This is a genomic window from Vreelandella nigrificans, from assembly GCF_002374315.1.
Taxonomy (GTDB): Bacteria; Pseudomonadota; Gammaproteobacteria; order Pseudomonadales; family Halomonadaceae; genus Vreelandella; species Vreelandella nigrificans.
The window spans coordinates 22,974-45,658 of the sequence record NZ_NWUX01000013.1 but is presented as its reverse complement, the minus strand read 5'-3'; the positions used below and the strand labels follow the sequence as shown (position 1 = coordinate 45,658).

Genomic DNA, 22,685 nt, shown 5'->3' with positions numbered 1-22,685 from the left:
AAAGATTGGCACTGCTCTACGTTGGCAACTTACGAAAAATGATACGGAACAGTAGGTAGTATTCGCTTTGGGCCGCATTGTCGCTAAGCTGATGACTTCACCAACAAGTATCAACCACCACCGCTACTAACGTAAGGACACGCCATGTCGTCGGCTGATACGCTTCGCCTGCTGCTGCTATCTTCTTTATGGGGGCTTTCATTTATTTTTATGCGTGTTGCAGCGCCAGAGTTTGGTCCCGTGCCGCTGGTGCTAGTACGCATGGGAGTTGGGGCGCTCTTGTTGGTGCCCCTGCTATTGAGCTTGCGCTATTTACAGCTTATTTGGCGGCATAAAGGCTCCCTGCTACTCCTGGGTATCATCAATCACGTACTGCCTTTTTCGCTGTTAGCCCTTGCCACCACCCGGCTTGAAGCAGGCTTCACCTCTCTGATTAACGCCACTACACCGATTTTTACCGCGCTCTTAGGTGCAGCTTTTTTCGCAACACCGGTGCAGCGCCAGCAATATATAGGGTTGGCGCTGGCCCTGCTGGGAGTCTATGTACTTTCCGCTAATCGATTAGATTTTACGCTTGGCGGCGACGGTTGGTTTATTGTCGCGGTATTAGGCGCTACTTTTTGTTACGGCGTTGCTGGTAACTACTCGAAAACTCGCTTGGGCCACTTACCTACCCGCGTTCTAGCAGCAGGTAGCAGCGCAATGTCAGCCCTGGTGCTACTGATACCCGGCCTGCTGCTTTGGCCAAGCGAGCCAGTGAGTACACTTGCCTGGGGTAATGCTCTAGCGCTGGCGGTATTAAGCACAACGTTAGCTTTCCTGCTCTACTTTGGGCTACTTGCTAGCGCCGGTGCTACCGCGACTTCCACAGTGACTTTTTTAGTGCCTGTTAGCGCGTTATTGTGGGGCTACTTGCTACTCGACGAAACACTCAGCTTTCAGGTGTTGGCTGGCATGGTGATCACCCTGCTAGGCACCGCAATTGCCACCAAGCTCCTAAGGTTTAAGCCTCACGGGACGTTGACACCACCTCATCCCCCACGCGAATAGTGCCGCCTTGCCCAGAGGTTAACGTAGCATTCTGGCCAAAGTGCGCACCTTTCAGATGGGGCTGGGTATTTAATGCGAGTAGTGTTTTCAGCGGCTCCCCTGGTACGGGAATCGCTGCCGTCTGCTGATCAACCGTGGTGATTTTGCAACGTTGGCAAGGTTTGCGTAACGTTAGTTCATAACCGCCTTGGTGTGCTGTCAGGGCCTTCCAGCGATTTTCCGCCCAGGCATCATCGCACTCCACCACAATATTGGGCCGGAAGCGGTTCATGGGGATGGGCGAGTGCCCTCCAGCGACAAGAGCTTGATTTAAGGCATCCAACGAGCCAGTGGTGGTTATCAGAAAGGGATAACCATCAGAAAAATAAGTATGCGCTTCTCCCCCTGCGAGAAAATCCTCCTCAACCGCCCGGGGAAACTCGGTGGCAAAGCGCACTAAGCTGATTCCTTGTGCCTGCTCACCCAATGCAGCCACAAGCCAGTGCGATACTTCCTCACTTTCTGGCAGTGCTTTACAGTGGTCTGCCCACACTTTTACGAGATGGAGATTACCTTGAGGCTCCTCCAAAGGAATCGCTATCGGGTCAACATTAGGGTGAGATAGCACTAACGCTTGATCCGTTAATGCAACTGCAATGGTGGCAAGTTCAGGCAACTGGCGCTGGGTAACAAAGCGCTGCTGAGCATCAACCAGCATCCAACGGCGATCCCACGCCAATCCATGAGCTTGGATGTTACTTTGGGTGATGCTAATGCCCTTCAGCGATTTAACCGGATAGACAATGAGTTGAGTAATTTTCACGGCGGCCTCGTGCTCTGTACTGCGATTCTTTTAATGAGTTGCTTTTTTTGAACAGAATAGACTATCGAAACAGCTGTCTCGCTACTCAATGATGCTACAGCGTTTTACCCACCTCGATATGATAGCCCAAGTCTATCACCGACTGTTCCAGTACTTCGCCACGGATACGCGACAACAGCGCTTTAGCGGCTGCTTCTCCGATAGCTTGCCGAGGGGTAATCACGCTGGCGAGGCGTGGCGCCATCGCCTGCCCAACATCGTGGCCATGAAACCCTGCAATCGCCATCTTTTCAGGCACGTTCACACCATGGCGCAAACATTCAAAGTAAGCCCCAACGGCAACATCATCGTTGGTGCAAAAAATGCCATCGGTAGCGGGGTAGTGTCGCTGAATTTCCTGCATCAGTGCCGCTCCAACGCTGTAAGAAGAGCGTTGACTGCTTTGCAGCGTTACTGGCAGTAAGCCATGCTCCTCCATCGCCTGACGGTAGCCCTGCTCACGCTGGCGTGTACGCTCATCCAGGCGCACGGCGAGATAAATCACTTGGCGCCTGCCACGGCGGATCATCTCGCTAACCATGTCGTAAGCGGCCTGCACGTTATCGTAGCCAACCGCCTGCTCCAAGGGCGGACGATGGGTATCCATAATCTCAACAATAGGAATGCCCGCTGTTTCTAGCATACGCAGACTACGTGGTGTGTGGTCACGGTCTGAAAGGATGACGCCGTCCACGTTATAAGAGAGTAACGACGCTAGGCTGCGCTCTTCCAGCTCCTGGCTATAGCCATAATGAGAGAGCATCAAATGGTACCCTGCAGGCTCGGTATACGCTTCAATGCCGACAATAACATCAGCAAATACTTGGTTGGTCAGCGATGGCACCAACACTCCGATAGAGTGACTGGTGGCACGGGAAAGCAGGTCAGGCGCCCGATTAGGTATGTAGCCAAGCTGTTCAGCGACAGTAAAAATACGTTCACGAAGACCCTCCGAGACTGTATCAGGATCTCTCAAACAGCGGCTGACCGTCATTTTAGTTGCATCAACTCGGTCAGCAATATCTTGTAATGTCGGGCGTTTTTTCTTCAATGGCGTCACTGCCTTGTAATGTTGAATATGCAGGGGCCATACCATAGCGAATAGTAAGGCCCTCCGCCTATCCCATCCTTTAGCCTAATGAACGACGCTGCGTGAGCGCGAGTGTCGCAATAAAGCGTTCAACAATAGCACTAGGCGGTAGCGTAACCGATACGATGACCGCTTCATCACTGGCTGGAGGCTCCAAATCTGCCAGCTGGCTGGCTAACATACTGTCGCCTTTAAAGAAATGCCCTGCCCGGCTCTCTAGCCGCTCGCGTAGCAGTGCATGGGATCCCTCCAAATATAAAACGCGCAATGCAGGATCCCCTTCTCGCAGACGGTCCCGATAGCGCTTTTTAAGGCCGGAACAAGCAATAACGACAGACTCCTTGTTGGCTTTATACGCAGCAAATAGTCCACTAAGGGTTGCCAACCAGTCATGTCGATCATCATCGTCCAACGGTATACCGCTAGCCATTTTAGCAACATTGGCTGGCGAGTGATGATCATCCCCGTCAATAAACGTCGCTCCTAACACTGCCGCTAGCTGCTGGCCAACATGGGATTTTCCTGATCCAGAGACCCCCATGACAAGAATACGATGTGATGGATTATTCACTCGATGCTCCTATCAATTGCCGCGCACAGCGGTGAGGTCAGGCAACCAAGTGACAATGCCTGGGAACGCAATCAGTACTACCAACACGACGACCAGAGCAGCGTAGTAAGGCAGCATGGCTTTTACCAGCGACTCCATAGAGACTTTACCAACACCACAGCCGACATATAAGCAGGTGCCCACGGGTGGGGTTAATAGCCCAATACCTAAAATAAATGCCATTAGAACACCGAAATAAGCAGCATCCACACCTACAGAGGTCACAATCGGTGCAAGCATCGGCGCCATAATCACCATGGCAGGTGTTAAGTCCATTACGAAGCCCACCAGCAGTAGCAGCCCCGCAACAATCAGCAGCAGCAAAAACGGTTCTTGGGTAATTGCTTGCACTTGACGCACCAAGGTTTGCGGCACCATGTTGATAGTTAAAAACCAAGCAATGACCGTGGCAAACGCAAGTAACATCATCACCATACCAGTGAGTCTTGCAGTACGAATCAGCATACCGCCCAGCTCGCTGAGCTTAAACTCACGGTATACCAGCAGAGAGATAGCCAGCGAATAGAGCAGTGCAGCAACGGCCGCTTCGGTGGCAGTAAACACCCCCCCAATAATTCCGCCAATAACGATCACAGGCAGCACCAGCGCCAGCCAGGCGTCTTTAAAGGCTTTCCACAACCGATCCCAGCGGAATTGGCGAACGCCTCCACCCTGCTTGCTCGCCAGAATAAAGGTAGTCACCATCAGTGCGGCGCCAATTAACAGGCCCGGCACAATCCCTGCAATGAACAGCCGGCTGATCGATGTTTCAGTTACGATGCCATATAAAATGAGTGGGATTGAGGGAGGAATGATAATCCCAATCACCGATGACACGGTGTTAATCGCCGTGGCGTTAGCCGCTGTATAGCCTTGCTGCTTCATGGATGGAATCATCATTGAGCCAGTGGCTGCAGTATCCGCCACCGCTGAGCCGCTAATCCCACCAAAAAACATCGATCCGGTGATCGCCACCTGACCAAGTCCGCCGCGCATAAAACCGACCAGCGCACCCGCAAGTTCCATTAAACGACGTGCAATGCCACCATTACTCATTACCTCACCGACTAAAATAAAAAATGGAATCGCTAGCAGCGGAAAGCTATTCACGCCCCTAATCGACTGCTCAATCATGATTGACAATGGAATGTCAGAGAGCACCGCCATCACCAGTGCAGCAACACCCAGGCCAAATGCAATTGGCAAACCAATTACTATGGACGCTAATAAAATGGCGAGAAAAATCCACAGCATGATTAACGCTCCCCTGGCAAGCCAGTCGATTGGTGACACGATTGGCGAATCACACCCACGCTAATCCACATGCGCCAGAGCGATACCGCAGCAATAAAAATGACACATAGCACAAGTGACAGGCTGACTAGACTAAGTGGAACGCCCATGATGGCGGAGCGACCGCTTGAGCGTGTTAATACTTGGTAGCCACCCCAAATCATCACCACCATTAACCCAGTGATAATCAGGTGCTGTAGGAAATAGAGCATATGAGCAAAGCGCAGTGGCAAACGCCTTACCAGCGCATCAACGGCGATATGCTCATAGCGTGCAAATGCGGCGGCAGCACCAATAAACACCAGCCAAATAAATAGCATGCGCGCCAACTCATCGACCCAGGGTAGCGAGTGATTAAATACAGAACGCCCAACAACATTGCTTGAAACCGCCACAATCAGGGCTACTAAAATTGCGCCTATCAAATACTCCATAGCGAGTGTTAACCAACGAAACAACGCGGGGCCTTGGCGTATCTCGGTATTAATCTCAAGCAGCTTGCGATTTGGGTCATCCAAATAAACCGACGGGTCCTCCAATGTTGATGCCCCTGGAGATGGCACTTCGCTAGGAGGAATAGAGGAGGTAGTCATAAGAACTCCGAAGGACACTGACAAGTCGGGCAGGCGCAATGGCCTGCCCGCTAGCACGTTTACTGAACCAAATTAGTGGCTGCTGTTTTCGACAATTTGCTGAATTTCAGCGATCAGATCTTCGCCGATACGCGGTGCCCACTTGTCATAAACAGGCTGCACTGCTTCTTGGAAGGCAGCCAACTGCTCATCATCTAGACGAGTGATTTGCATACCGCGCTCTTCAAGCTGATCGCGAGACCAATCGTCATACTCTGCAGAGAGCTGGATTTCATACTCAGCAGACTGTCGAGCAGCTTCAAGTACCAGCTCTTGATACTCTGGAGCCATACGGTTCCAGGTGCGCTCAGAAAGCATCATGATAAAGGGCGTGTATACATGGCGCGTTTCAGTGCCGTAATCTTGCACTTCATTAAAGTTAGAGGTCAGGATAGTACTCCAGGGGTTTTCCTGACCATCCACAACACCTTGCTCCATGGCAGAGAACAGCTCACCAAACGCCATCGGTGTCGGGTTAGCGCCTAACGCCTCCCAAACGTCCAAGTGCACGGGGTTTTCCATTGTACGAACGCTGAGACCGCGTACGCCTAGACCAGCGACGTCTTCTGGTGATTCAACCGGGCGTGCGCTGTTGGAAAGCTGGCGATAGCCATTTTCCGAGAAGGTAAGCGCCTTAAGCCCAGTACCCTCAAATGCATCTAGCATTTGCTGAGCAACATCACTCTGCATAACTGCAATCGCAGCATCACGACTAGGTAACAAGAACGGTAAATCAAAAACTGATAGTGCTTGAACATAGCCGGTGGTGGCCGAGCTTGATGGGTATGTCATATCTAATGTGCCGGTCTGCAGCATTTCCATCATTTGCACATCATCGCCCAACTGACTATTGGGAAACACATTGACCTTTATGCGTCCATCGGTGCGCTGCTCAAGAATTTCACCAAAGTACCGGCTTGAGAGAAACTGAGGAGAGTTTTCGGACAAACCAATGCCCATTCGTAAGGTGTGTCTTCCATGATCAGCTACCACCTCGCCTTCTATGGCAGGAGGATCAGAAAGTTCGGGGCTTTGTGCATAGGCCATGCTAAGGCTCAGGGTGGTTGCACCAACCAGAGTGAGCGTGCTGCGCCAAATCGCTGTCATGACGTTATCTCCAAGGTATTCATTGTTGTTAGTGGCTAACTGTTTAGTGGCTACTTACTGGTTACTTATTGCTGGTTGTCGGTGCAACCTGCTCGGGGCTAACGGCGGTAGTACTTTTGATCGCCATTAAATTTATAACCACATATTGCTATCGAATCGTTGGGCTTTCTGCTTGACCACATTGTTACCGGTAACATTCGATAAAAGAAGGCTAGCGATCACTCTACTCAGTGTCAAAACATAATTGCTAACTTACGACCAACGTCTAGGGATAGCCTCTTCCTGTGTTGCACGCTACATTACATGCTATGCACCCTGTCTCGGAGACAACATGCCAGCGCAAGACCCCTGTAGTGAACTAGAGCTCGACCACCAGCTCTGCTTTGCGCTCTATTCAACATCTCTCATGATGACTAAAATTTATAAACCCTTGCTTAAAGAGCTAAGGCTCACTTACCCGCAATATCTAGCTATGCTGGTATTGTGGCAAGAAGATGGCATTACAGTGAGCGCATTAAGCAAACGCCTGCTCACCGATCCTGGCTCGTTAACGCCGCTGCTCAAAAGGCTTGAAAATGATCAGCTGTTACACCGTAGGCGGAGCACACGAGATGAGCGTGTGGTGGAGCTCTTTCTGACAGATAAAGGTCGGTCGTTGCGTGAGCAGGCGCGCCATATTCCTAGCTGCATAGTCACTGCCAGTGACACGTCTGTAGAAACACTGACTCGGCTGAAGGAAGAGCTCGTCCAGTTGCGAGAGAGCCTGCAGAACGCTAAATAATGCGTGGCAAGCTATTTGCTGTAGAAACTCTACCATTTAGCTTGCGCACAAGATAAAGCTGCACTAAATTAAAACAGCACTTTCCAGTCACACACAAAAGCCATGCAGCATTAACGCTATTAACAGGAGACTCACCATGTCTATCGAAACAGTCGCTTACCGCGCCCACGCCCATGCAACCGGTGGCCGCGAAGGTCACGCTAAATCTTCTGACGGTGCGCTAGACGTAAAACTCAGTACACCTAAAGAGTTGGGTGGTGCTGGCGGCGATGGCACCAACCCAGAGCAGCTGTTCGCGGCAGGCTACTCAGCGTGCTTCTTAGGCGCGTTAAAGCATGTAGCGAGCCAGGAAAAAGTTAAGCTGCCCGAAGACACCCAGATTGACGGCAGTGTTGGCATTGGCGCCATTCCTACCGGCTTCGGTATTGAAGTTGAGCTAAAAATCAGCTTGCCAGGCCTGGAAAAAGACGTTGCTCAAACGTTGGTCGACAAAGCCCATATCGTTTGCCCCTACTCCAACGCTACCCGTGGCAATATCGACGTCACACTAACACTGGTTTAATCACCCAGTGCCCAAGCCACCGCTTTGCTAACGTGCAGAGCGGTGGTGTCGTAAAGTGGTACCGCTGTGTCCTGCTGATCAATCAAAAGCGCTATTTCTGTACAGCCAAGAATCACCGCCTGCGCGCCCTGCTGATAAAGCGACGCAATAATCTTCAAATACCGCTGACGCGATGACTCCTTAATCTGACCATGGCATAGCTCATCGAAAATAATCTGATGCACTGCTTGGCGATCTTCATGGTTGGGAATAAGTACATCAACCCCGAAGCACTCTTTTAAACGGGCCTTATAAAAGTCCTGCTCCATAGTAAAACGAGTGCCTAATAGCCCGACCTGTGTAACGCCATCTTGCTGACATTTTTCCCCCGTAGCATCGGTAATATGTAAAAAAGGGATCTGAATGGCGGCTTCAATTGCAGGCGCCACTTTGTGCATAGTATTGGTGGCCAACAGCAAGCACTCTGCTCCAGCTTTTTCAATACGCTTAGAGGCACTTGCGAGTAACTCACCAGCCGTATCCCAATCGCCCGTTTTTTGCAGCGTTTCGATCTCGGCAAAATCGATACTTACCATCACAATCTGCGCCGAATGAAACCCACCGAGCGCCTGATTAATCTCTTGGTTCAGTGCCTGATAATAGCTTTGCGTCGACTCCCAGCTCATACCACCCAGCACGCCAATAACACGCATAGTGCTTCTCCTTGATAGCTAACGACTAATTAACATGCTAAAAATTATAGACCCTGTACCAGCGCTATACGGCCTGATTAAGTTTGAGCGGCCAAATCTCTTCGGGTGAGTCGCTGTACCGCCCTTTTATTCACCTGGTAAAGAGCGAGGAAAGCATGAGCGATAACACGACGTATACCCCACCGACAGTATGGAAGTGGGAACCCGGTAACGGTGGTAAATTTGCTAATATCAATCGCCCTGTCGCGGGCGCCACTCACGATAAAGCATTACCGGTGGGCAAACATCCGCTGCAACTCTACTCGTTGGCTACCCCAAATGGCGTGAAAGTCACGGTAATGCTGGAAGAGCTGCTAGAAAACGGCTTTGAAGGTGCGGAATATGATGCCCACCTGATACAGATTGGTGAAGGGGACCAGTTCAGCAGTGGTTTTGTTGAGGTGAACCCAAACTCTAAAATTCCTGCGCTAATGGATAACAGCGTTAACCCACCCCAGCGCGTGTTTGAGTCAGGGGCCATTCTGCTGTATCTGGCGGAAAAATTTAATGCGTTTATACCTACAGACCCAACCAAGCGCACCGAGTGCCTTTCCTGGCTATTTTGGCAAATGGGTAGCGCGCCCATGCTCGGCGGTGGCTTTGGTCATTTTTATGCTTATGCACCGGAAAAGTATCAGTATCCGATTGACCGCTACACGATGGAAGTGAAGCGCCAACTTGACGTGTTGGACCGGCACTTAGCCAAGAACCGTTTTATGGCAGGCGACGAGTACACTATTGCTGATATGGCGATCCACCCCTGGTACGGCGCACTGGTAAAAAATCGTGTTTACGAAGCCGCCGACTTCTTAGAAGCCCACACTTACCTACACGTTATACGCTGGACCGAAGAAATTGATGCGCGCCCTGCCGTTCAACGGGGCCGTATGGTCAACCGCACCTGGGGCGAGCCAAATGAACAACTCCACGAGCGTCACGATGCCAGTGACTTTAGCCATAAAACCCAGGATAAAAGCTGACCTTGCCGAAGGTGCTGCTTGTACTTTCCATCCGCGTAAACTTGTATAGTGGCGCGACCTGAGTCATTACATCTACGTGTTTAGAGCTTTCCCCCACTAACTGGTATATGCACTATTGTGGGGGAAAACTTCCCTCTTCATCGGCAAACCACCAAACGTTTTAAAAACGTTTAGTTAGCGTCACTGCACCAAATTTATCTCGCTCGTCCTGCCCATCAAACTCTCGGGTCCTCTGAACAGCTGCATACGTTATTTGCCAATCTTCCCATGCTATTGCAAGCCCAGCAGAGACGTCAGCCACCCACTCTTTACGATCGACCGAGTGGCTATTAGAGAAGGTATTACCGTCCAGTGTGAGATTTTGGGCCATGTAGTAGCCTTCCACATTAGCAAATAGATACCACTGCCAACCGCGGCTACCGCTCATAAGATGGCGGCTACCTGGGTTAGGCGTCAATGTGGGCACTCCTTCAGCATCGTCTCCCCAGCGAACGCTATACCCCGCGCTGGCGTAGGTATACAAATTGCCAAGCGCCACGCCAGCACTGGGGCCATGAGAGAATTGCTTACCCGCTAACGGTACGTCGTGCCACCACTGGCGACGCAGCGTTAGGTTGACCAGTGGCTCATCACTTAGCTGGTTACCCCAACCACTCGGACGATTGCTACCTGTTACGCGATGAACCTCCCGTTGAATACTGTCTGCAAGAGAAGATGGCCCTACCAAACCAATATCAAAATGCAGGTCTGTTGCCTGAACCCAACGGCCAACAGGCTGGTCTTCATAAAGCGACAAGCCTGCGTAAACCAGTCCTGCGTACGGACGATCATCTTCGATTAAGCTCCGTTGCTCAATCTCGTTTGGCGTATAAATCTGGTGCACTAGGCGATATGACGCCCTATCCGCTTGACCGATTAGCGAGTCAGGTAGCGCTACCGCCAACTGTTGCAACCAGTGCTGTGCACCCGGTTTAAAAGTCCAATTAAGCTCAAAACCACTGGTAAAATGGCCGTCATCACTACTGGCAAGGCTATCGTTTTCAAACTTTAACGATAGTGAACGATCATCCGCTGCCACGACGCCGGGCAATAGGCTTAGCGGCAAAATAATAGGTAACACCGTTCTACACACAGTAGAAGAGAGATTCATAGCTCATTCCTTGAGTTATAAAGAGAAGGCATAGTGATCGGGCGATTTATAAATGTTTTTATAAATCGCTGTGTAATAAATACCTTTGATAACAACCGTTCACCTGTATGAGCAGCAAAACGCCCAACAAACATTCCTCATTGTATGTAATTTGACAAAAAGATAGCAAGCGTACTTTCTAGACGTGCCGCAATTTCCCAGCGCCAAGCTCTGCTTTGCGCCTGCTACGCAAAAGGGTGGCTGATCGCCACCCTTTTATTACCGGAGGTTCACTAATTGACCAGCACTACCTTTCCCGCAATAACCACTGAGGAGTAATTTCGTGCTGCCCATTCTCATCAGTAATAAATAGCGAGCCATCGCTGACCATTACCGCCCAGTTAATAGCGCGCGGCAAATCTGCCGCGATAGTAGAGAGTGCCTCCTGGGGTAGCCCCGCCACGTGGACATTTTTCAGCGCAGCAACAGCAGGTAACACTTTGCTTTCCCAAAGGTCTACACGTCCGTAGGCCAGCAGAGAGACTCGCTCGGCACGACGCGAGCACCAGGTAAGACGCTCGGCATCCGGCAGCCCAACTTCTACCCAATGCAGCACTCGGCCATCTAAGCTTTTTTCCCATAAAGCAGGCTCGTCCACATCGGAAAGCCCACGGCCAAAAGCTAGCGCTTCGCTGTACCACAATATGTAAGCAATCAAGCGGGCGCACATTCGATCTTCAGTTTCAGAAGGATGACGCGCCACCGTGAACCTCAGCGTCTCATAAACATTACGATCTAGATCGGTCAGATTGACATCAACTTTATAGGGGGTAGCACTCAACGCCATAGGGAAATATCCATCTAAATTTTGCGTCAGTGTAGCGGATTTATCGAAACACAGGGGGAGAGTACGCTACACCGCTCGGTAATCGTTTAATAAGGTGGCGTTTTTCAAAGCATCTTGTTCGTGCATAGGCTCACGCCATGTTTCGGCCAGCGCTGCTTGATACCACTCCTCCATGGCAGGCTCTTCGAGTAGATGCTGAACATAGCCCAGTGATGCTTCGCTAAGTGGCAAATTAAACGTCTGCACTCGAAACGCAACAGGAGCATAAAACGCATCCACAGCAGTAAACTGCTTACCTGCCAAGAAGGGGCCACCGAAACGTTCAAGTCCCTCCTGCCATAGCGCATCAAGACGAGCCAGATTGTTTTTCAGCCCATCAGAAAGCGTATTAAGCGCTACGCGAACCCCGCAGTTCATTGAGCACTCATCGCGCAATACACTGAAGCCACTGTGCATCTCTGCACTCGCACATCGAGCCCAGGCCCTCGCCATTCTCTCTTGAGGCCATACTTCGGGATACAATTCAGCCAGATACTCAACGATCGCCAACGAGTCCCACACTGCCACCTCGCTACCGGCATCGCCCTTCGAATCTACCAAACACGGCACTAAGCCCGAAGGTGAAAACCGCGTAAAGGTGGCGTAGCTTTCCCCCAACCCACCTTCAAACGGCATAAGGTGCTCGTTAAACGGAATCTCTAGTGCTTTCAACAATACCCAAGGGCGCAACGACCAAGAGGAGTAGTTCTTGTTGGCAATATATAGATCAAACATAAACGCACCTTTTGAACGCTGACGGCTTAAGCCTTGAGTATCGAGCATAAAAGAGGGGTGGCGTCGCCGCCACCCCTTATGTAAGCAAAACATGAGTTAAGTAAAAACTGACAAACCAAGGCTAGAAGTTAGGTTTGCGCTTCTCAACAAAGGCGCTCATGCCCTCTTGTTGCTCCTGCCCTGCAAAACAGAGTGCAAACAGGCTGGTCTCCAGCGCCAAAGCACTACCGAGGTCTTGATCCAACCCATCGTGGACGGCTTGCTTAGCGCCGCGCACCGACTGTGGGCCATTACCCTTAAGCTGTTTGGTTAACTCTTCCACATAGCTCTCAAGCTCAGCCTGGGGCATAACACGATTGACCAACCCAATACGCAGTGCTTCTTGCGCATCGATTTTGCGGCCGGTGGTTACCAGGTCAATCGCCATGGCAGGCCCTACGCGGCGCGGCAGACGCTGGGTGCCACCAAAGCCTGGAATAACACCTAGCAGCACTTCAGGCTGCCCAAAAATAGCGTTGTCGCTGGCTACTGCCCAGTCGCAGGCCAGTGCCAATTCGCAGCCGCCGCCAAGGCAAAACCCGTTCACTAGCGCGACCACCGGCACGGGCAATGTTTCTAAGCGCTTCATAGTACGCAGTGCCTTAGTAGCGAAAGCACGCGCCTCCTCCGGGGTTTTATCGCGCATTTCAGTTATATCTGCACCTGCGACAAAGGATTTCTCACCGGCACCGGTAATCAGCACAGCGCGCAAATTAGGATGTGCCTCCAGCTCAACAAGATGCGCTTCCAGCGCACTCAATACCTCGCTATTCAAGGCATTTAGTGCCTTGGGGCGATTAATTGTCAGGCGTACTACGCCATCGTTATCTACTTTTTCAATGACTGCGTCGCTCATGCTGGCTCCTTAATTGTTATTACGCATTAAAGTGAATACCCAATAACCCTAGCGAACGCTTGGTTGGGTGGCAATCACTTCTTTTGTCGAGCCTAGCTACCATGATGAGCTTACTCGTATATATGGAAGCCGCGACCGCTTTTGCGACCCAAATAGCCCGCTGCAACCATGCGCTTCAGCAGTGGGCAGGGGCGGTATTTGGAATCGCCAAAACCTTCCTGCAACACATTCATGATCGCCAAACAAACATCAAGACCAATTAAGTCCGCAAGCGCCAACGGCCCCATTGGGTGAGCAGCGCCTAGTTTCATTGCCTCATCAATCGCCTCGGGCGTTGCCGTCCCCTCTTGAACAATAAAGGCGGCTTCGTTAATCATCGGCACCAACAAGCGATTAACCGCAAAGCCCGGTGCATCACCAATCGGCACCGCCGTTTTACCCAGCGCTTTCGCCAGCGCCTCTATGCGCTCAACAGTGGTATCAGAAGTTTGCTCAGCACGAATCACTTCCACTAACTTGAGCACTGGCACTGGGTTGAAAAAATGCATGCCGACGACCCGCTCAGGTCGCTCGCATACAGCTGCTAAACGTGTGAGCGAAAGCGAAGAAGTATTGGAAGCTAAGATAGCATCGTGGCTTAAGTGGCTAAGGTCACGAAACAACTTTTCCTTAAGTGCAGGTTGTTCCGGGGCAGCTTCAATAATAATGCTGCAGTCGCTGAGCGCCTCAAGGGCGGTGGTAGTGGAAAGCCGTGCAAGCGCATCACGCTGGTCTGTTTCGCTGATCGCCTCTTTAGTGACCAGTTTACCAAGCCCCTTATCAATAGCAGCCTGTGCACGCGTTAGTTGCTCGTCTGCCACATCGTAAAGGCGCACCGTGAACCCACTGGCAACCACTACCTGGGCAATCCCCTGCCCCATAGTACCGGCGCCTACCACGCCAATTAGTCGTTCATTCATGGCTCTGTTTCCTTAATTAGTGCTGCTTGGCTTCTTCGCGTAATACAAATTTCTGGATTTTACCGGTGGAAGTCTTGGGCAGCTCGCTGAAGATGACGGTCTTCGGCACTTTATAGCCCGCCAGATGCTCACGGCAGTGGGCGATGATATCGGCTTCCGTCACCTCTCCATAACCAACTTTCAGTTTCACAAAGGCACACGGTGTCTCGCCCCACTTCTCGTCAGGCTTGGCTACAACAGCGGCTTCTTCAACGGCAGGATGACTGTAAATGGCATCCTCCACTTCAATAGTCGAGATATTTTCACCGCCAGAGATGATGATATCTTTAGAGCGGTCTTTGATCTCGATATAGCCATCAGCATGCCACACTGCTAAATCGCCCGTGTGGTACCACCCCCCTTCCAGTGCACTGGCTGTAGCCTCAGGGTTTTTCAGATAGCCTTTCATGACGTTATTACCGCGCATCAGAATTTCACCGACGGTCTGGCCATCTTTTGCGACCGGCTCAAGAGTGACTGGGTCGGCAACGCAGAGTGCTTCAAGCATGTGGTAGCGCACCCCTTGGCGAGCCTTAAGCTTCGCTCGGGACTCCAGCGGTAACTCATTCCACTCTTCGCGCCAAGCACATACCGTCACAGGGCCGTATACTTCCGTAAGGCCATACACATGAGTTACTTCAATACCGAGCTTTTCAACCCCGGCAATCACTGACGCAGGCGGTGCGGCGCCCGCAGTGGTGACCTTTACTGGGTGGTCGAATGCGCGCTTTTGGTCATCCGCAAGGTTGACCAGACCATTTAGCACAATCGGGGCGCCGCTAAAGTGCGTGACTTTCTCATCCACGATGAGATCGTTGATCCGCTTTGGATCTACTTTGCGTAGACACACGCTGACACCCGCATTGGCAGCAATAGTCCAGGGAAAACACCAGCCATTGCAGTGGAACATCGGCAGTGTCCAGAGGTAGACCGGGTGATGGGGCATGGCCCACTCTAAAATATTGCTGACCGCATTTAAGTAAGCACCACGGTGGTGGTAAACCACCCCTTTGGGCTTACCGGTGGTGCCGGAGGTGTAATTAAGCGAAATCGCTTGCCACTCGTCATCAGGCAATTGGTAGGCATACTCAGGGTCGCCTTCGGCGAGCAAGGCTTCATACTCCACCTCACCTATGCCTTGGGTTTCGCCTAGAAACTCTATATCAGCAACGTCAATAATCAGCGGCTTATCATCTAGTCGTGCCACAGCATCGTTTATCACGCTGGCAAACTCAGGATCAACCAGAATGGCTTTTGCTTCCCCATGAGCCAGCATATAGCTGATAGCTTCAGCATCCAGGCGAATATTCAGTGTATTAAGTACACAACCTGCTAGTGGTACGCCGAAATGAGCTTCAAACATGGCAGGAATGTTCGGCAGCATGGCCGCTACCGTTTGCCCAGGCTGAAGACCTCGCTTTTCAAGAGCAGAGGCCAATTGGCGGCAGCGGGTCCAGGTTTCTGCCCAGGTTCGACGCGTAGCGCCATGTACCACCGCCGGAAAATCAGGGTAAACAGTCGCTGAGCGCTCAATAAAGGTCAGCGGGGAAAGAGGTACATGATTAGCGGCAGTGGGTGATAAGCCTTGATCAAAAATAGAAGCGTTCATAAATCACCTTGTGTATTAACGGTTAAGTACGTGATGCGTTTTTTATAATTTAGCGCTGATCGTGTTCTTCAGTTTCTTTCTCAGCCTTGGTCTCACGCCCAAATAAGTTTTTCTTTTGGACGAGCATGTACAACACTACGCCTGTCGCTAACCCCCAGCCTGCGCCATAAACAGCCAACACAACGGCCATTGTGCCCGCCACGCCGCGCTCAGCAGTGGTTTTAGTCTGCTCAATCCCTACCATTAAGCAAATATAGCCCGTGAGTAGCAGAGTAAGCGAAAGGGCAATAGGCAGCACTGGCTGAAACATGCTGACTAACGGCAACGTAAATAGCGCAATGAAACCCGTAATCCAGAAAGTGCCACCGCCGCTATAGATAGACTCCATGGCATTACGGCCATTTTTATAGCGCTCGGCCATGGTGGCTGTAACAGCAGTCCAGATGGGGCCTGCTAAGCCAGGATAAGGTGCAAAGAAGGCATGCATGCCATTACGAATAGCCGTGACATGGTGGATACGGTCGGTGCTGTAGTCGATTTTTTCATCAGTGCGAATATGGTCAACACGGGACATCAAGGTGCGGCCCACGACAATATCGCCAAACGCGATGACGTAAGCAATGATCGCGGTAGGTACTGCCAATATGAAGACATCAACACCTGGGAAGCCAACCGTGAAGGGTAAGTAGTTCCACATCTCGGTAAAGTTCGGCTGGGTAATCCCCCACTCGATAGTAGGACGTGGATACTCGCCAATGGCCCAAGCCACCAGGATCGCAATAATCATCCCCGGCACCATGCCGTAGTTGGCTATTTTGCGCATGATAGAGTGATCTTCTACCCAGCGTTTAAAGGCCAGCGAAAACAACATAAATATAGCGATTAACATACCGGCAATTAATGAGATTGGGGTCTCAGCCAAGCGCCCCCCTTGCTGTATTTCACCGGTAATCGCCGCAATGCCCGCCCCAATAATGATGCCGGCCTGAAGCGAGTTGGGTACCAAATGGACCAGCTTGCGGCCCAATCCCGTCACCCCTAAGATTAAGAAAATTAAAAAGACCAAGAACTGAAGTGCGAAGAGTGCCTGAATCGCTTCAGGCCCCGGCTCAAAATCACCTAGGAATGCCAAGACCACAGGCACTGCCGGAGTGATCCAGCCAGGCACCATTGGCACGCCTAACAGTGCAGGAAGCATAAACCCGATGCCGCATACCACCACATACGCCAGAGCGACATCGTAGGGAAGGCCCAGGTACTGCTCTAAAAGGGGAATCATTGCCAGGCTGACTACAAACATAATCAGCCCTTGAATCATCTCCGCCATTTCCCAGCGGTAATGGATAAGCGGGAGACGAATTTTAAACGGCCCCGCAGGCCAGTAGGGCTGCTCTTCACCGTGTTGCCGATGCTTTAACTGCATGAAATACTCCTTGGGTTTGAGCCATTGTTAATTTGTTTTTCCCCACTGAATTCGTGCCCTCAATGACACACTTACCCTGTCGGCGCGCTTTTAAACGACCGTTTCATTATGTATTAACGTAAGCCGCCGACCTTTTAAGGTCGGCGGATAGAGGGCGTTAGGGAGTAGTAATTTGCTGATATACGGCTATACAGTTGTGTCGAAGTCACTCAGGCACTGCATACCTGCCTCAATGACCGCACGCTGGGCGCGACCTACCGGTAGCCACTGGCTGATGGCGAAGTTAGCGCTGCACAGCTTGGTGGCATAGAACGGCTCATCGTTGCCATCTTCAATCGCTTTGCTGGCTTTAAGAGCAGCCAGCCCCATTTGCCAAGCACATAGCACGTGGCCTGCTAGATTAAGGAAAGGAGTGGCATAGGCTTGCACGGCATCGGGGCCACTTTCGGGGTCACTACCCTGCTCAAGCACAATTGCCATCGCTGCACGCAGGTCGTCGGCACCTGCCGCTAGTGTGTTACCCAACGCAACTAAGGATGGTGCAGCACGTAGTAAGTCCGCTGTCTGTAGCACGTCTTCTATCAGCGCTGACAGCGCTGCGCCACCGTCGCGTTGCAGCTTACGACCCGCTAAATCGAGCGCCTGAATGCCGTTAGTGCCTTCGTAAATGGGCGCAATTCTGGCATCGCGCAATAGCTGGGCGGCGCCAGTTTCTTCCACATACCCCATCCCTCCATGCACCTGCACCCCCATCGAAGCAATATCCACCGCTTGGTCGGTCGAAAAGCTCTTCACAATCGGGATCAGCACATCGGCACAGGCCTGGGCAGTTTGGCGTTCGGCTTCGTTTTCGCCGTGGCGGGCAAGGTCTAGCTGGCCTGCACAGTAAAGCGCCAAGGCACGTAGTGCATCGGTGCGGGCGCGCATGGAGAGCAACATGCGACGCACATCTAAGTGATCACGAATCGCGCACTCACTACCACCGCGTGACTTAGGCGAGCGGCCCTGTGTACGCTCCTGGGCATAGGCAAATGCATGCTGGCAGGCACGTTCAGCGACACCGATACCTTGAATACCGACCTTGTGGCGTGCTTCGTTCATCATCGTGAACATATGATTTAGCCCACGCCCCTCTTCGCCCACGAGGTAGCCAATGGCACCATCGTTTTCACCAAAGTTTAAGGTGCAGGTAGGTGAGCCATGAATGCCAAGCTTGTGCTCGATAGATGCGCAGGTAACGTCGTTACGCTCACCAAGGGAGCCATCCTCGTTAACCAGAAACTTGGGAACCAAGAAGAGTGAAATACCTTTATTACCCTCAGGTGCATCAGGCTTACGCGCCAGTACCAGGTGGATAATGTTTTCAGCCGCGTCGTGCTCACCCCAGGTGATATAGATTTTTTGGCCGCTGATACGGTAGTGGTCACCTTCAGGAACGGCCTTAGTGCGAACTTTAGATAAATCTGACCCTGCCTGGGATTCGGTCAGGTTCATGGTACCCGTCCAGGTACCTTCGACTAACTTGGGGAGATAGACCGTTTTTAGTGCTTCACTGCCATGATGAGCCAAGGCTTCAATAGCCCCCGCAGTGAGCATTGGGCAAAGGCCCAGCGCCATATTGGCTCCATGGAGCATTTCCTGAACGGAACTTGCTACCACTTCAGGTAGGTTTTGGCCTCCCAGCGCCTCAGAGACACCAATGCCGTTCCAACCGCCTTCTACGTAGGCATGATAGGCCGCAGCAAACCCTTCTGGCGTGGTCACGCTGCCATCTGTATGGCGTTTAGCTCCTAACTGATCACCAACGCTATTCAGTGGCCCCCACACATCGCTGGCGAGTTTTGCCGCCTCTTCCAACACCGCCTCGACAAGATCAGGGGAGGCCTCTTCAAAGCCAGGCAGCGCAAGCGAGCGATGCGCCAGCATCTCTTCAAGTACAAAGCGTAGGTCGCGTACCGGCGCAGCATAATAATTCATGGCAAAACCTCAGGCAAAGACGGTGATAATAGACTATTAGCAAAAACACTACATGGAATAGTAGTTTCACTACTTTTATCACGCCATTAGCCCAAGGTCTCACCTAGGCAAATAATCTCCGCTATTTATTTGCGCACTCCCACCTGTTCAACGTCATCGTAGTATGCAATATGGGTTTCATCTTCAGCAGGAGGCCCAACAACTGGTTCAGCGACATCTACCTCAGGCACAACGTCCGAAAGGTCTTCTAAGTGTTCGTGTTCAAGAGCCCCCTGCATCAATTCCTCAGTGACCACCAGCTCAGCACCCGCATTTGACATGGGCGTGGTCGGTGTAAAAGGCGCCACCGGCACCGGAGCAGGACGGACACTACGACGCCAGCTGAAAAACAGTAAGAAAAACAAGCTAAGCGAGCCAAACGCCCAAAACAGCCCTGCATCGCCCATGGCGGTCATCACCGGAGAGATCATTAGCGGGCTGATGGTTGCGCCGATGGAGTTAATCAATAAAAGCCCCTGGCTCATACGCACCAGTGCGCCTGCCGGCGCACGGTCAGCCGCATGACTCACTGCCACTGGGTACAGCGCAAACACCCCACCGCCGAGCAAAAACAACAATGCCGCCAGCAATGGCGTCGTAAGCGGCAGCCACAGCATAGCGGCTGAAATCACCACACAAAAAGCGCTGATACCGATCAACACCATCTGACGATCGTGGCGGTCTGACCAACGTCCAATTGGGTACTGCAACAACATGGCGCCCAAAATGACCACTGCCATCATTTGGCCTACCTGGTTAACGCTCATGCCATTGCGTTGTAAGTAAAGCGGCAACAACGTATAGGCCGCCGCTACGACCATGCCCGAACCTAAGCTTCCCATTACGCCAGTGGGCGTCATAGTAATCAGGCGGAGGGGCGGCAGCGGCTCAGCATGTTCGATCAGTGGCGAAACACGCGGAATCATCGCCATGGGCAGCACAGATAAAGAGGCTAGCAAGCCAATCACCATAAAGGGGGCGGTGTCCCCCATGGCACTTGTCACCCCCAGCAACAGCTGTCCCACCACACCTGCGGCGTAGAGCGAAATCATATACAGCGCCAGCAGACGGCCACGCACTTTTTGATCCCCCGAGGTAAGCAACCAGCTTTCAATGACCAGGTAGACACCCACAGTGGCCCAGCCACCTATTAGACGCAGGGCAAACCAAGCCCATGGATCAAAGAAAAGCCCCTGCAACAACACGGTGACCGCCACAAGAGAAGCAAAGCTGCCGTAGGCTCGGATATGGCCAATGCGTAGTAGCAAGCGGTCATTGAACATGGCACCCAGAGCCAAGCCAATGAAATAGGCTGACGAGACAATCCCGATTACCGTGGCAGACTCGCCTGCAGCGTCGAGCCGCACAGTAATCAAGGTAGCAAGAAAGCCATTGCCAATCCCAAGAATAAACAGCCCTAAAAGGGGTGCTAGCGCCATGGCTAGAAGTTGCCGCGACATATCGCTCTCTTGCCTCGCAGAATAAAAGCCCCACCTAAGGGACTATATATGGTTAGAGATAACTCCAACCGTAGAATCGGGCGGCGAATCTACACCTGTTAGGTAGGTTTCGCCAGGCTTTTTCGCTACTTACCACCAGCGTAATCGGTGATAGCAAGAAACGCACTTACAACTCACTGATAAGGGGCCGGTATTGGTAATCGCCAACTAGTCGTTAGCTATCCTGTCTTACATCAATAAACGCTAAGATGAACAATGCCATACTCGCCTACTCCCTAGGCTCGGACCCCCAAATTGTATCGACTCGACATGGTTCCGATCCCCCTTGTACTCGATATGGCCAACCTGATGCTCAATACGCTCGCCTTTTTACCTGCGTTTGCTCAATTAAGAGATCGGCACGTTCCCACAGGGAGAAGTAAATCAGCGCTTCTTACGGTAGCACTACTAGCCCTAGGCCTCTCTGGTTGCGCCTCACTGGCTCCTCCCCATTCCACACCAGACCTGGCGCTGCCTAAAGCCTATCCGAGTGAGGCCACCACAGTACCAACAACAACAGCTGACATCGCTTGGCGTAGCTACTTTACTGACATCAGATTACAAACGTTGATCGACCAAGCGCTTACCACCAATCACGACCTCCGCAGCGCTCTGCTGCGTGTCGAACAAGCACGTGCCACCTACGGCATTCAACGAGCCGACCTATTGCCTACCCTCGGCGCAGAAGCCTTCGGTGAACGTTCACGCGTACCCGCCGACCTGAGCCCCAGCGGCCAAGCACGGACTGGCAACCAGTTCCAGGCCGGTGTCGGCTTCAGCACCTGGGAACTAGATTTCTGGGGGCGGATACGCAGTCTTAATGAAGCGGCCCTGGAACAATACCTAGCTACCGACGAGGCACGTCACGCAACCGAGCTCAGCCTTATCGCCCAGGTCGCGGATGGCTATTTTCGCCTCCAGGAACTTGACGAACGCTTGGACTTAGCACGTCGAACAATCGATAGCCGGCAAGAGTCACTGCGGATATTTACCCGACGTGTAGAGGTAGGAGCAACATCACCACTGGAACTCACCCAGGTTGAAATACTGCTACAGCAAGCGAAGGCGCTGGGTGCGCAGTTGGAGCAGGCGCGTGCCCAGCAAGCGAACGCTCTGGCATTACTAGTAGGCACACCGATCGAAACGGCGCCGAATGACAGCCACTTAATCGCTGTGGAGAGCCTGACACCGCTTGCTCCGGGGCTGCCTTCTGAGCTGCTGGTTCGCCGTCCGGACATTCGTGCGGCCGAGCACCTCCTACGCTCAGCCAATGCCAATATTGGAGCAGCACGGGCAGCTTTCTTTCCGCGTATAGCTCTCACCGGCAGCCTTGGAACGGCCAGCGCCGACCTGGACGGCCTGCTCAGCTCCGGAAGCCAAACATGGAATTTCTCACCCACGCTGTCGCTCCCTATTTTTGATAGTGGACGTCGGCGTGCCAGCCTGACACTGGCCGAGCTACGCCGTGAACAAGCAGTGGTGGAGTATGAGCAAGCCATTCAACAGGCCTTTCGTGATGTTGCCGATGCCCTGGCAGCTAACCATTGGTTAGCTGAGCAAGTGGAAATTTCCAATACCATGCTCGCGGTACAACGTGAACGTGCACGCTTGGCAGCACTCCGCTATGACAATGGCGCGGTGCCCTACCTAGAAGTGCTGGATGCCCAACGCGACCTGCTTTCATCCGAACAACAGAGAGTCGAGAGGCACCGCCAGCTACTGTCAGCGAGGGTGGCCTTATATACCGCCTTAGGCGGCGGGCCAATCACCGTTACGAGCACATCAGCTCTCACCCCATCTCACGCTGAATGACATTAG

21 protein-coding genes are annotated in these 22,685 nt (G+C 52.2%); 5 read left to right on the top strand and 16 right to left on the bottom strand.

The window, feature by feature from the left end:
- Positions 1-144: 144 nt before the first annotated feature.
- Positions 145-1,050, top strand: coding sequence for a DMT family transporter (locus CPA45_RS14185; RefSeq protein WP_096652529.1), 906 nt, complete (start codon positions 145-147; stop codon positions 1,048-1,050).
- Here the strand turns inward: CPA45_RS14185 and CPA45_RS14180 are convergent.
- The 6 genes from CPA45_RS14180 to CPA45_RS14155 all read right to left on the bottom strand — a co-directional run bounded on the left by CPA45_RS14180 (position 1,004) and on the right by CPA45_RS14155 (position 6,623).
- A complete protein-coding gene (locus CPA45_RS14180) occupies positions 1,004-1,852 on the bottom strand; it encodes an MOSC domain-containing protein (RefSeq protein ID WP_096652527.1) in 849 nt (282 codons plus the stop codon). The two genes, CPA45_RS14185 and CPA45_RS14180, sit on opposite strands and share 47 nt — an antisense overlap.
- Before the next feature lie 94 nt (positions 1,853-1,946).
- A complete protein-coding gene (gntR, locus tag CPA45_RS14175; RefSeq protein WP_096652650.1) occupies positions 1,947-2,942 on the bottom strand; it encodes a gluconate operon transcriptional repressor GntR in 996 nt (331 codons plus the stop codon).
- Positions 2,943-3,021: 79 nt separating this feature from the next.
- Positions 3,022-3,552, bottom strand: a complete 531-nt coding sequence (locus tag CPA45_RS14170) for a gluconokinase (RefSeq protein ID WP_096652525.1) — start codon at positions 3,550-3,552, stop codon at positions 3,022-3,024.
- Positions 3,553-3,564: 12 nt separating this feature from the next.
- Positions 3,565-4,845 carry a TRAP transporter large permease gene (locus tag CPA45_RS14165; protein WP_096652523.1) on the bottom strand — a complete coding sequence of 427 codons (1,281 nt, stop codon included), beginning with the start codon at positions 4,843-4,845 and terminating at the stop codon, positions 3,565-3,567.
- Positions 4,846-4,847: 2 nt separating this feature from the next.
- Positions 4,848-5,477 (bottom strand): TRAP transporter small permease, encoded by a 630-nt coding sequence (locus tag CPA45_RS14160; protein WP_096652521.1) that lies wholly within the window; start codon positions 5,475-5,477, stop codon positions 4,848-4,850.
- Between the two features lie 72 nt (positions 5,478-5,549).
- On the bottom strand, positions 5,550-6,623 hold the full coding sequence (locus CPA45_RS14155; protein WP_096652520.1) for a TRAP transporter substrate-binding protein: 1,074 nt from the start codon (positions 6,621-6,623) through the stop codon (positions 5,550-5,552).
- 331 nt (positions 6,624-6,954) lie between these two features.
- On the opposite strand from CPA45_RS14155, the gene CPA45_RS14150 reads away from it, so the two are divergent.
- Both CPA45_RS14150 and CPA45_RS14145 read left to right on the top strand, forming a co-directional pair.
- Entirely contained in the window at positions 6,955-7,404 is a 450-nt protein-coding gene (locus tag CPA45_RS14150) for a MarR family winged helix-turn-helix transcriptional regulator (protein ID WP_096652518.1), read from the top strand.
- Positions 7,405-7,540: 136 nt separating this feature from the next.
- Positions 7,541-7,966 carry an organic hydroperoxide resistance protein gene (locus tag CPA45_RS14145; RefSeq protein WP_096652516.1) on the top strand — a complete coding sequence of 142 codons (426 nt, stop codon included), beginning with the start codon at positions 7,541-7,543 and terminating at the stop codon, positions 7,964-7,966.
- Here the strand turns inward: CPA45_RS14145 and CPA45_RS14140 are convergent.
- Positions 7,963-8,658, bottom strand: a complete 696-nt coding sequence (locus tag CPA45_RS14140) for an aspartate/glutamate racemase family protein (protein ID WP_096652514.1) — start codon at positions 8,656-8,658, stop codon at positions 7,963-7,965. The genes CPA45_RS14145 and CPA45_RS14140 overlap by 4 nt on opposite strands.
- Positions 8,659-8,813: 155 nt before the next feature.
- Between CPA45_RS14140 and yghU the strand changes: the two genes are divergently transcribed.
- The gene (gene yghU, locus CPA45_RS14135) at positions 8,814-9,677 is read left to right on the top strand and encodes a glutathione-dependent disulfide-bond oxidoreductase (RefSeq protein ID WP_096652512.1); all 864 of its coding nucleotides are present in this window, start codon (positions 8,814-8,816) and stop codon (positions 9,675-9,677) included.
- A 160-nt stretch (positions 9,678-9,837) separates the two neighbouring features.
- On the opposite strand, the gene CPA45_RS14130 is transcribed toward yghU, so the two are convergent.
- The 9 genes from CPA45_RS14130 to CPA45_RS14090 all read right to left on the bottom strand — a co-directional run bounded on the left by CPA45_RS14130 (position 9,838) and on the right by CPA45_RS14090 (position 20,828).
- Positions 9,838-10,827: a lipid A deacylase LpxR family protein gene (locus CPA45_RS14130; protein WP_096652510.1), complete on the bottom strand. Its 990-nt coding sequence runs from the start codon at positions 10,825-10,827 to the stop codon at positions 9,838-9,840.
- Between the two features lie 286 nt (positions 10,828-11,113).
- The gene (locus tag CPA45_RS14125; RefSeq protein WP_078086808.1) at positions 11,114-11,653 is read right to left on the bottom strand and encodes a YaeQ family protein; all 540 of its coding nucleotides are present in this window, start codon (positions 11,651-11,653) and stop codon (positions 11,114-11,116) included.
- 66 nt (positions 11,654-11,719) lie between these two features.
- Positions 11,720-12,427: a glutathione S-transferase family protein gene (locus CPA45_RS14120; RefSeq protein WP_096652648.1), complete on the bottom strand. Its 708-nt coding sequence runs from the start codon at positions 12,425-12,427 to the stop codon at positions 11,720-11,722.
- Between the two features lie 121 nt (positions 12,428-12,548).
- On the bottom strand, positions 12,549-13,322 hold the full coding sequence (locus CPA45_RS14115) for an enoyl-CoA hydratase/isomerase family protein (protein ID WP_096652508.1): 774 nt from the start codon (positions 13,320-13,322) through the stop codon (positions 12,549-12,551).
- A gap of 110 nt (positions 13,323-13,432) precedes the next feature.
- Entirely contained in the window at positions 13,433-14,281 is an 849-nt protein-coding gene (locus CPA45_RS14110) for a 3-hydroxybutyryl-CoA dehydrogenase (protein WP_096652506.1), read from the bottom strand.
- Positions 14,282-14,297: 16 nt separating this feature from the next.
- Positions 14,298-15,929 (bottom strand): acyl-CoA synthetase, encoded by a 1,632-nt coding sequence (locus CPA45_RS14105; protein ID WP_096652504.1) that lies wholly within the window; start codon positions 15,927-15,929, stop codon positions 14,298-14,300.
- Between the two features lie 49 nt (positions 15,930-15,978).
- A complete protein-coding gene (locus CPA45_RS14100; protein WP_096652502.1) occupies positions 15,979-17,352 on the bottom strand; it encodes a solute carrier family 23 protein in 1,374 nt (457 codons plus the stop codon).
- A gap of 186 nt (positions 17,353-17,538) precedes the next feature.
- Positions 17,539-19,329, bottom strand: coding sequence for an acyl-CoA dehydrogenase (locus CPA45_RS14095; RefSeq protein ID WP_096652500.1), 1,791 nt, complete (start codon positions 19,327-19,329; stop codon positions 17,539-17,541).
- Positions 19,330-19,454: 125 nt separating this feature from the next.
- Positions 19,455-20,828 carry an MFS transporter gene (locus CPA45_RS14090; protein ID WP_096652498.1) on the bottom strand — a complete coding sequence of 458 codons (1,374 nt, stop codon included), beginning with the start codon at positions 20,826-20,828 and terminating at the stop codon, positions 19,455-19,457.
- Positions 20,829-21,137: 309 nt separating this feature from the next.
- Between CPA45_RS14090 and CPA45_RS14085 the strand changes: the two genes are divergently transcribed.
- Positions 21,138-22,679, top strand: coding sequence for an efflux transporter outer membrane subunit (locus CPA45_RS14085; protein ID WP_244287611.1), 1,542 nt, complete (start codon positions 21,138-21,140; stop codon positions 22,677-22,679).
- Positions 22,680-22,685: the final 6 nt, after the last annotated feature.

What these genes read in the sequence shown, in the direction of transcription:
- CPA45_RS14185 (WP_096652529.1), top strand. Translation starts at nt 145, where the DNA reads ATGTCGTCGGCTGATACGCTTCGCCTGCTGCTGCTATCTTCTTTATGG.
- CPA45_RS14165 (WP_096652523.1), bottom strand. Translation starts at nt 4,845, where the DNA reads ATGCTGTGGATTTTTCTCGCCATTTTATTAGCGTCCATAGTAATTGGT.
- CPA45_RS14160 (WP_096652521.1), bottom strand. Translation starts at nt 5,477, where the DNA reads ATGACTACCTCCTCTATTCCTCCTAGCGAAGTGCCATCTCCAGGGGCA.
- CPA45_RS14155 (WP_096652520.1), bottom strand. Translation starts at nt 6,623, where the DNA reads ATGACAGCGATTTGGCGCAGCACGCTCACTCTGGTTGGTGCAACCACC.
- CPA45_RS14150 (WP_096652518.1), top strand. Translation starts at nt 6,955, where the DNA reads ATGCCAGCGCAAGACCCCTGTAGTGAACTAGAGCTCGACCACCAGCTC.
- CPA45_RS14145 (WP_096652516.1), top strand. Translation starts at nt 7,541, where the DNA reads ATGTCTATCGAAACAGTCGCTTACCGCGCCCACGCCCATGCAACCGGT.
- CPA45_RS14140 (WP_096652514.1), bottom strand. Translation starts at nt 8,658, where the DNA reads ATGCGTGTTATTGGCGTGCTGGGTGGTATGAGCTGGGAGTCGACGCAA.
- yghU (WP_096652512.1), top strand. Translation starts at nt 8,814, where the DNA reads ATGAGCGATAACACGACGTATACCCCACCGACAGTATGGAAGTGGGAA.
- CPA45_RS14130 (WP_096652510.1), bottom strand. Translation starts at nt 10,827, where the DNA reads ATGAATCTCTCTTCTACTGTGTGTAGAACGGTGTTACCTATTATTTTG.
- CPA45_RS14125 (WP_078086808.1), bottom strand. Translation starts at nt 11,653, where the DNA reads ATGGCGTTGAGTGCTACCCCCTATAAAGTTGATGTCAATCTGACCGAT.
- CPA45_RS14120 (WP_096652648.1), bottom strand. Translation starts at nt 12,427, where the DNA reads ATGTTTGATCTATATATTGCCAACAAGAACTACTCCTCTTGGTCGTTG.
- CPA45_RS14115 (WP_096652508.1), bottom strand. Translation starts at nt 13,322, where the DNA reads ATGAGCGACGCAGTCATTGAAAAAGTAGATAACGATGGCGTAGTACGC.
- CPA45_RS14110 (WP_096652506.1), bottom strand. Translation starts at nt 14,281, where the DNA reads ATGAATGAACGACTAATTGGCGTGGTAGGCGCCGGTACTATGGGGCAG.
- CPA45_RS14105 (WP_096652504.1), bottom strand. Translation starts at nt 15,929, where the DNA reads ATGAACGCTTCTATTTTTGATCAAGGCTTATCACCCACTGCCGCTAAT.
- CPA45_RS14100 (WP_096652502.1), bottom strand. Translation starts at nt 17,352, where the DNA reads ATGCAGTTAAAGCATCGGCAACACGGTGAAGAGCAGCCCTACTGGCCT.
- CPA45_RS14095 (WP_096652500.1), bottom strand. Translation starts at nt 19,329, where the DNA reads ATGAATTATTATGCTGCGCCGGTACGCGACCTACGCTTTGTACTTGAA.
- CPA45_RS14090 (WP_096652498.1), bottom strand. Translation starts at nt 20,828, where the DNA reads ATGTCGCGGCAACTTCTAGCCATGGCGCTAGCACCCCTTTTAGGGCTG.
- CPA45_RS14085 (WP_244287611.1), top strand. Translation starts at nt 21,138, where the DNA reads ATGGTTCCGATCCCCCTTGTACTCGATATGGCCAACCTGATGCTCAAT.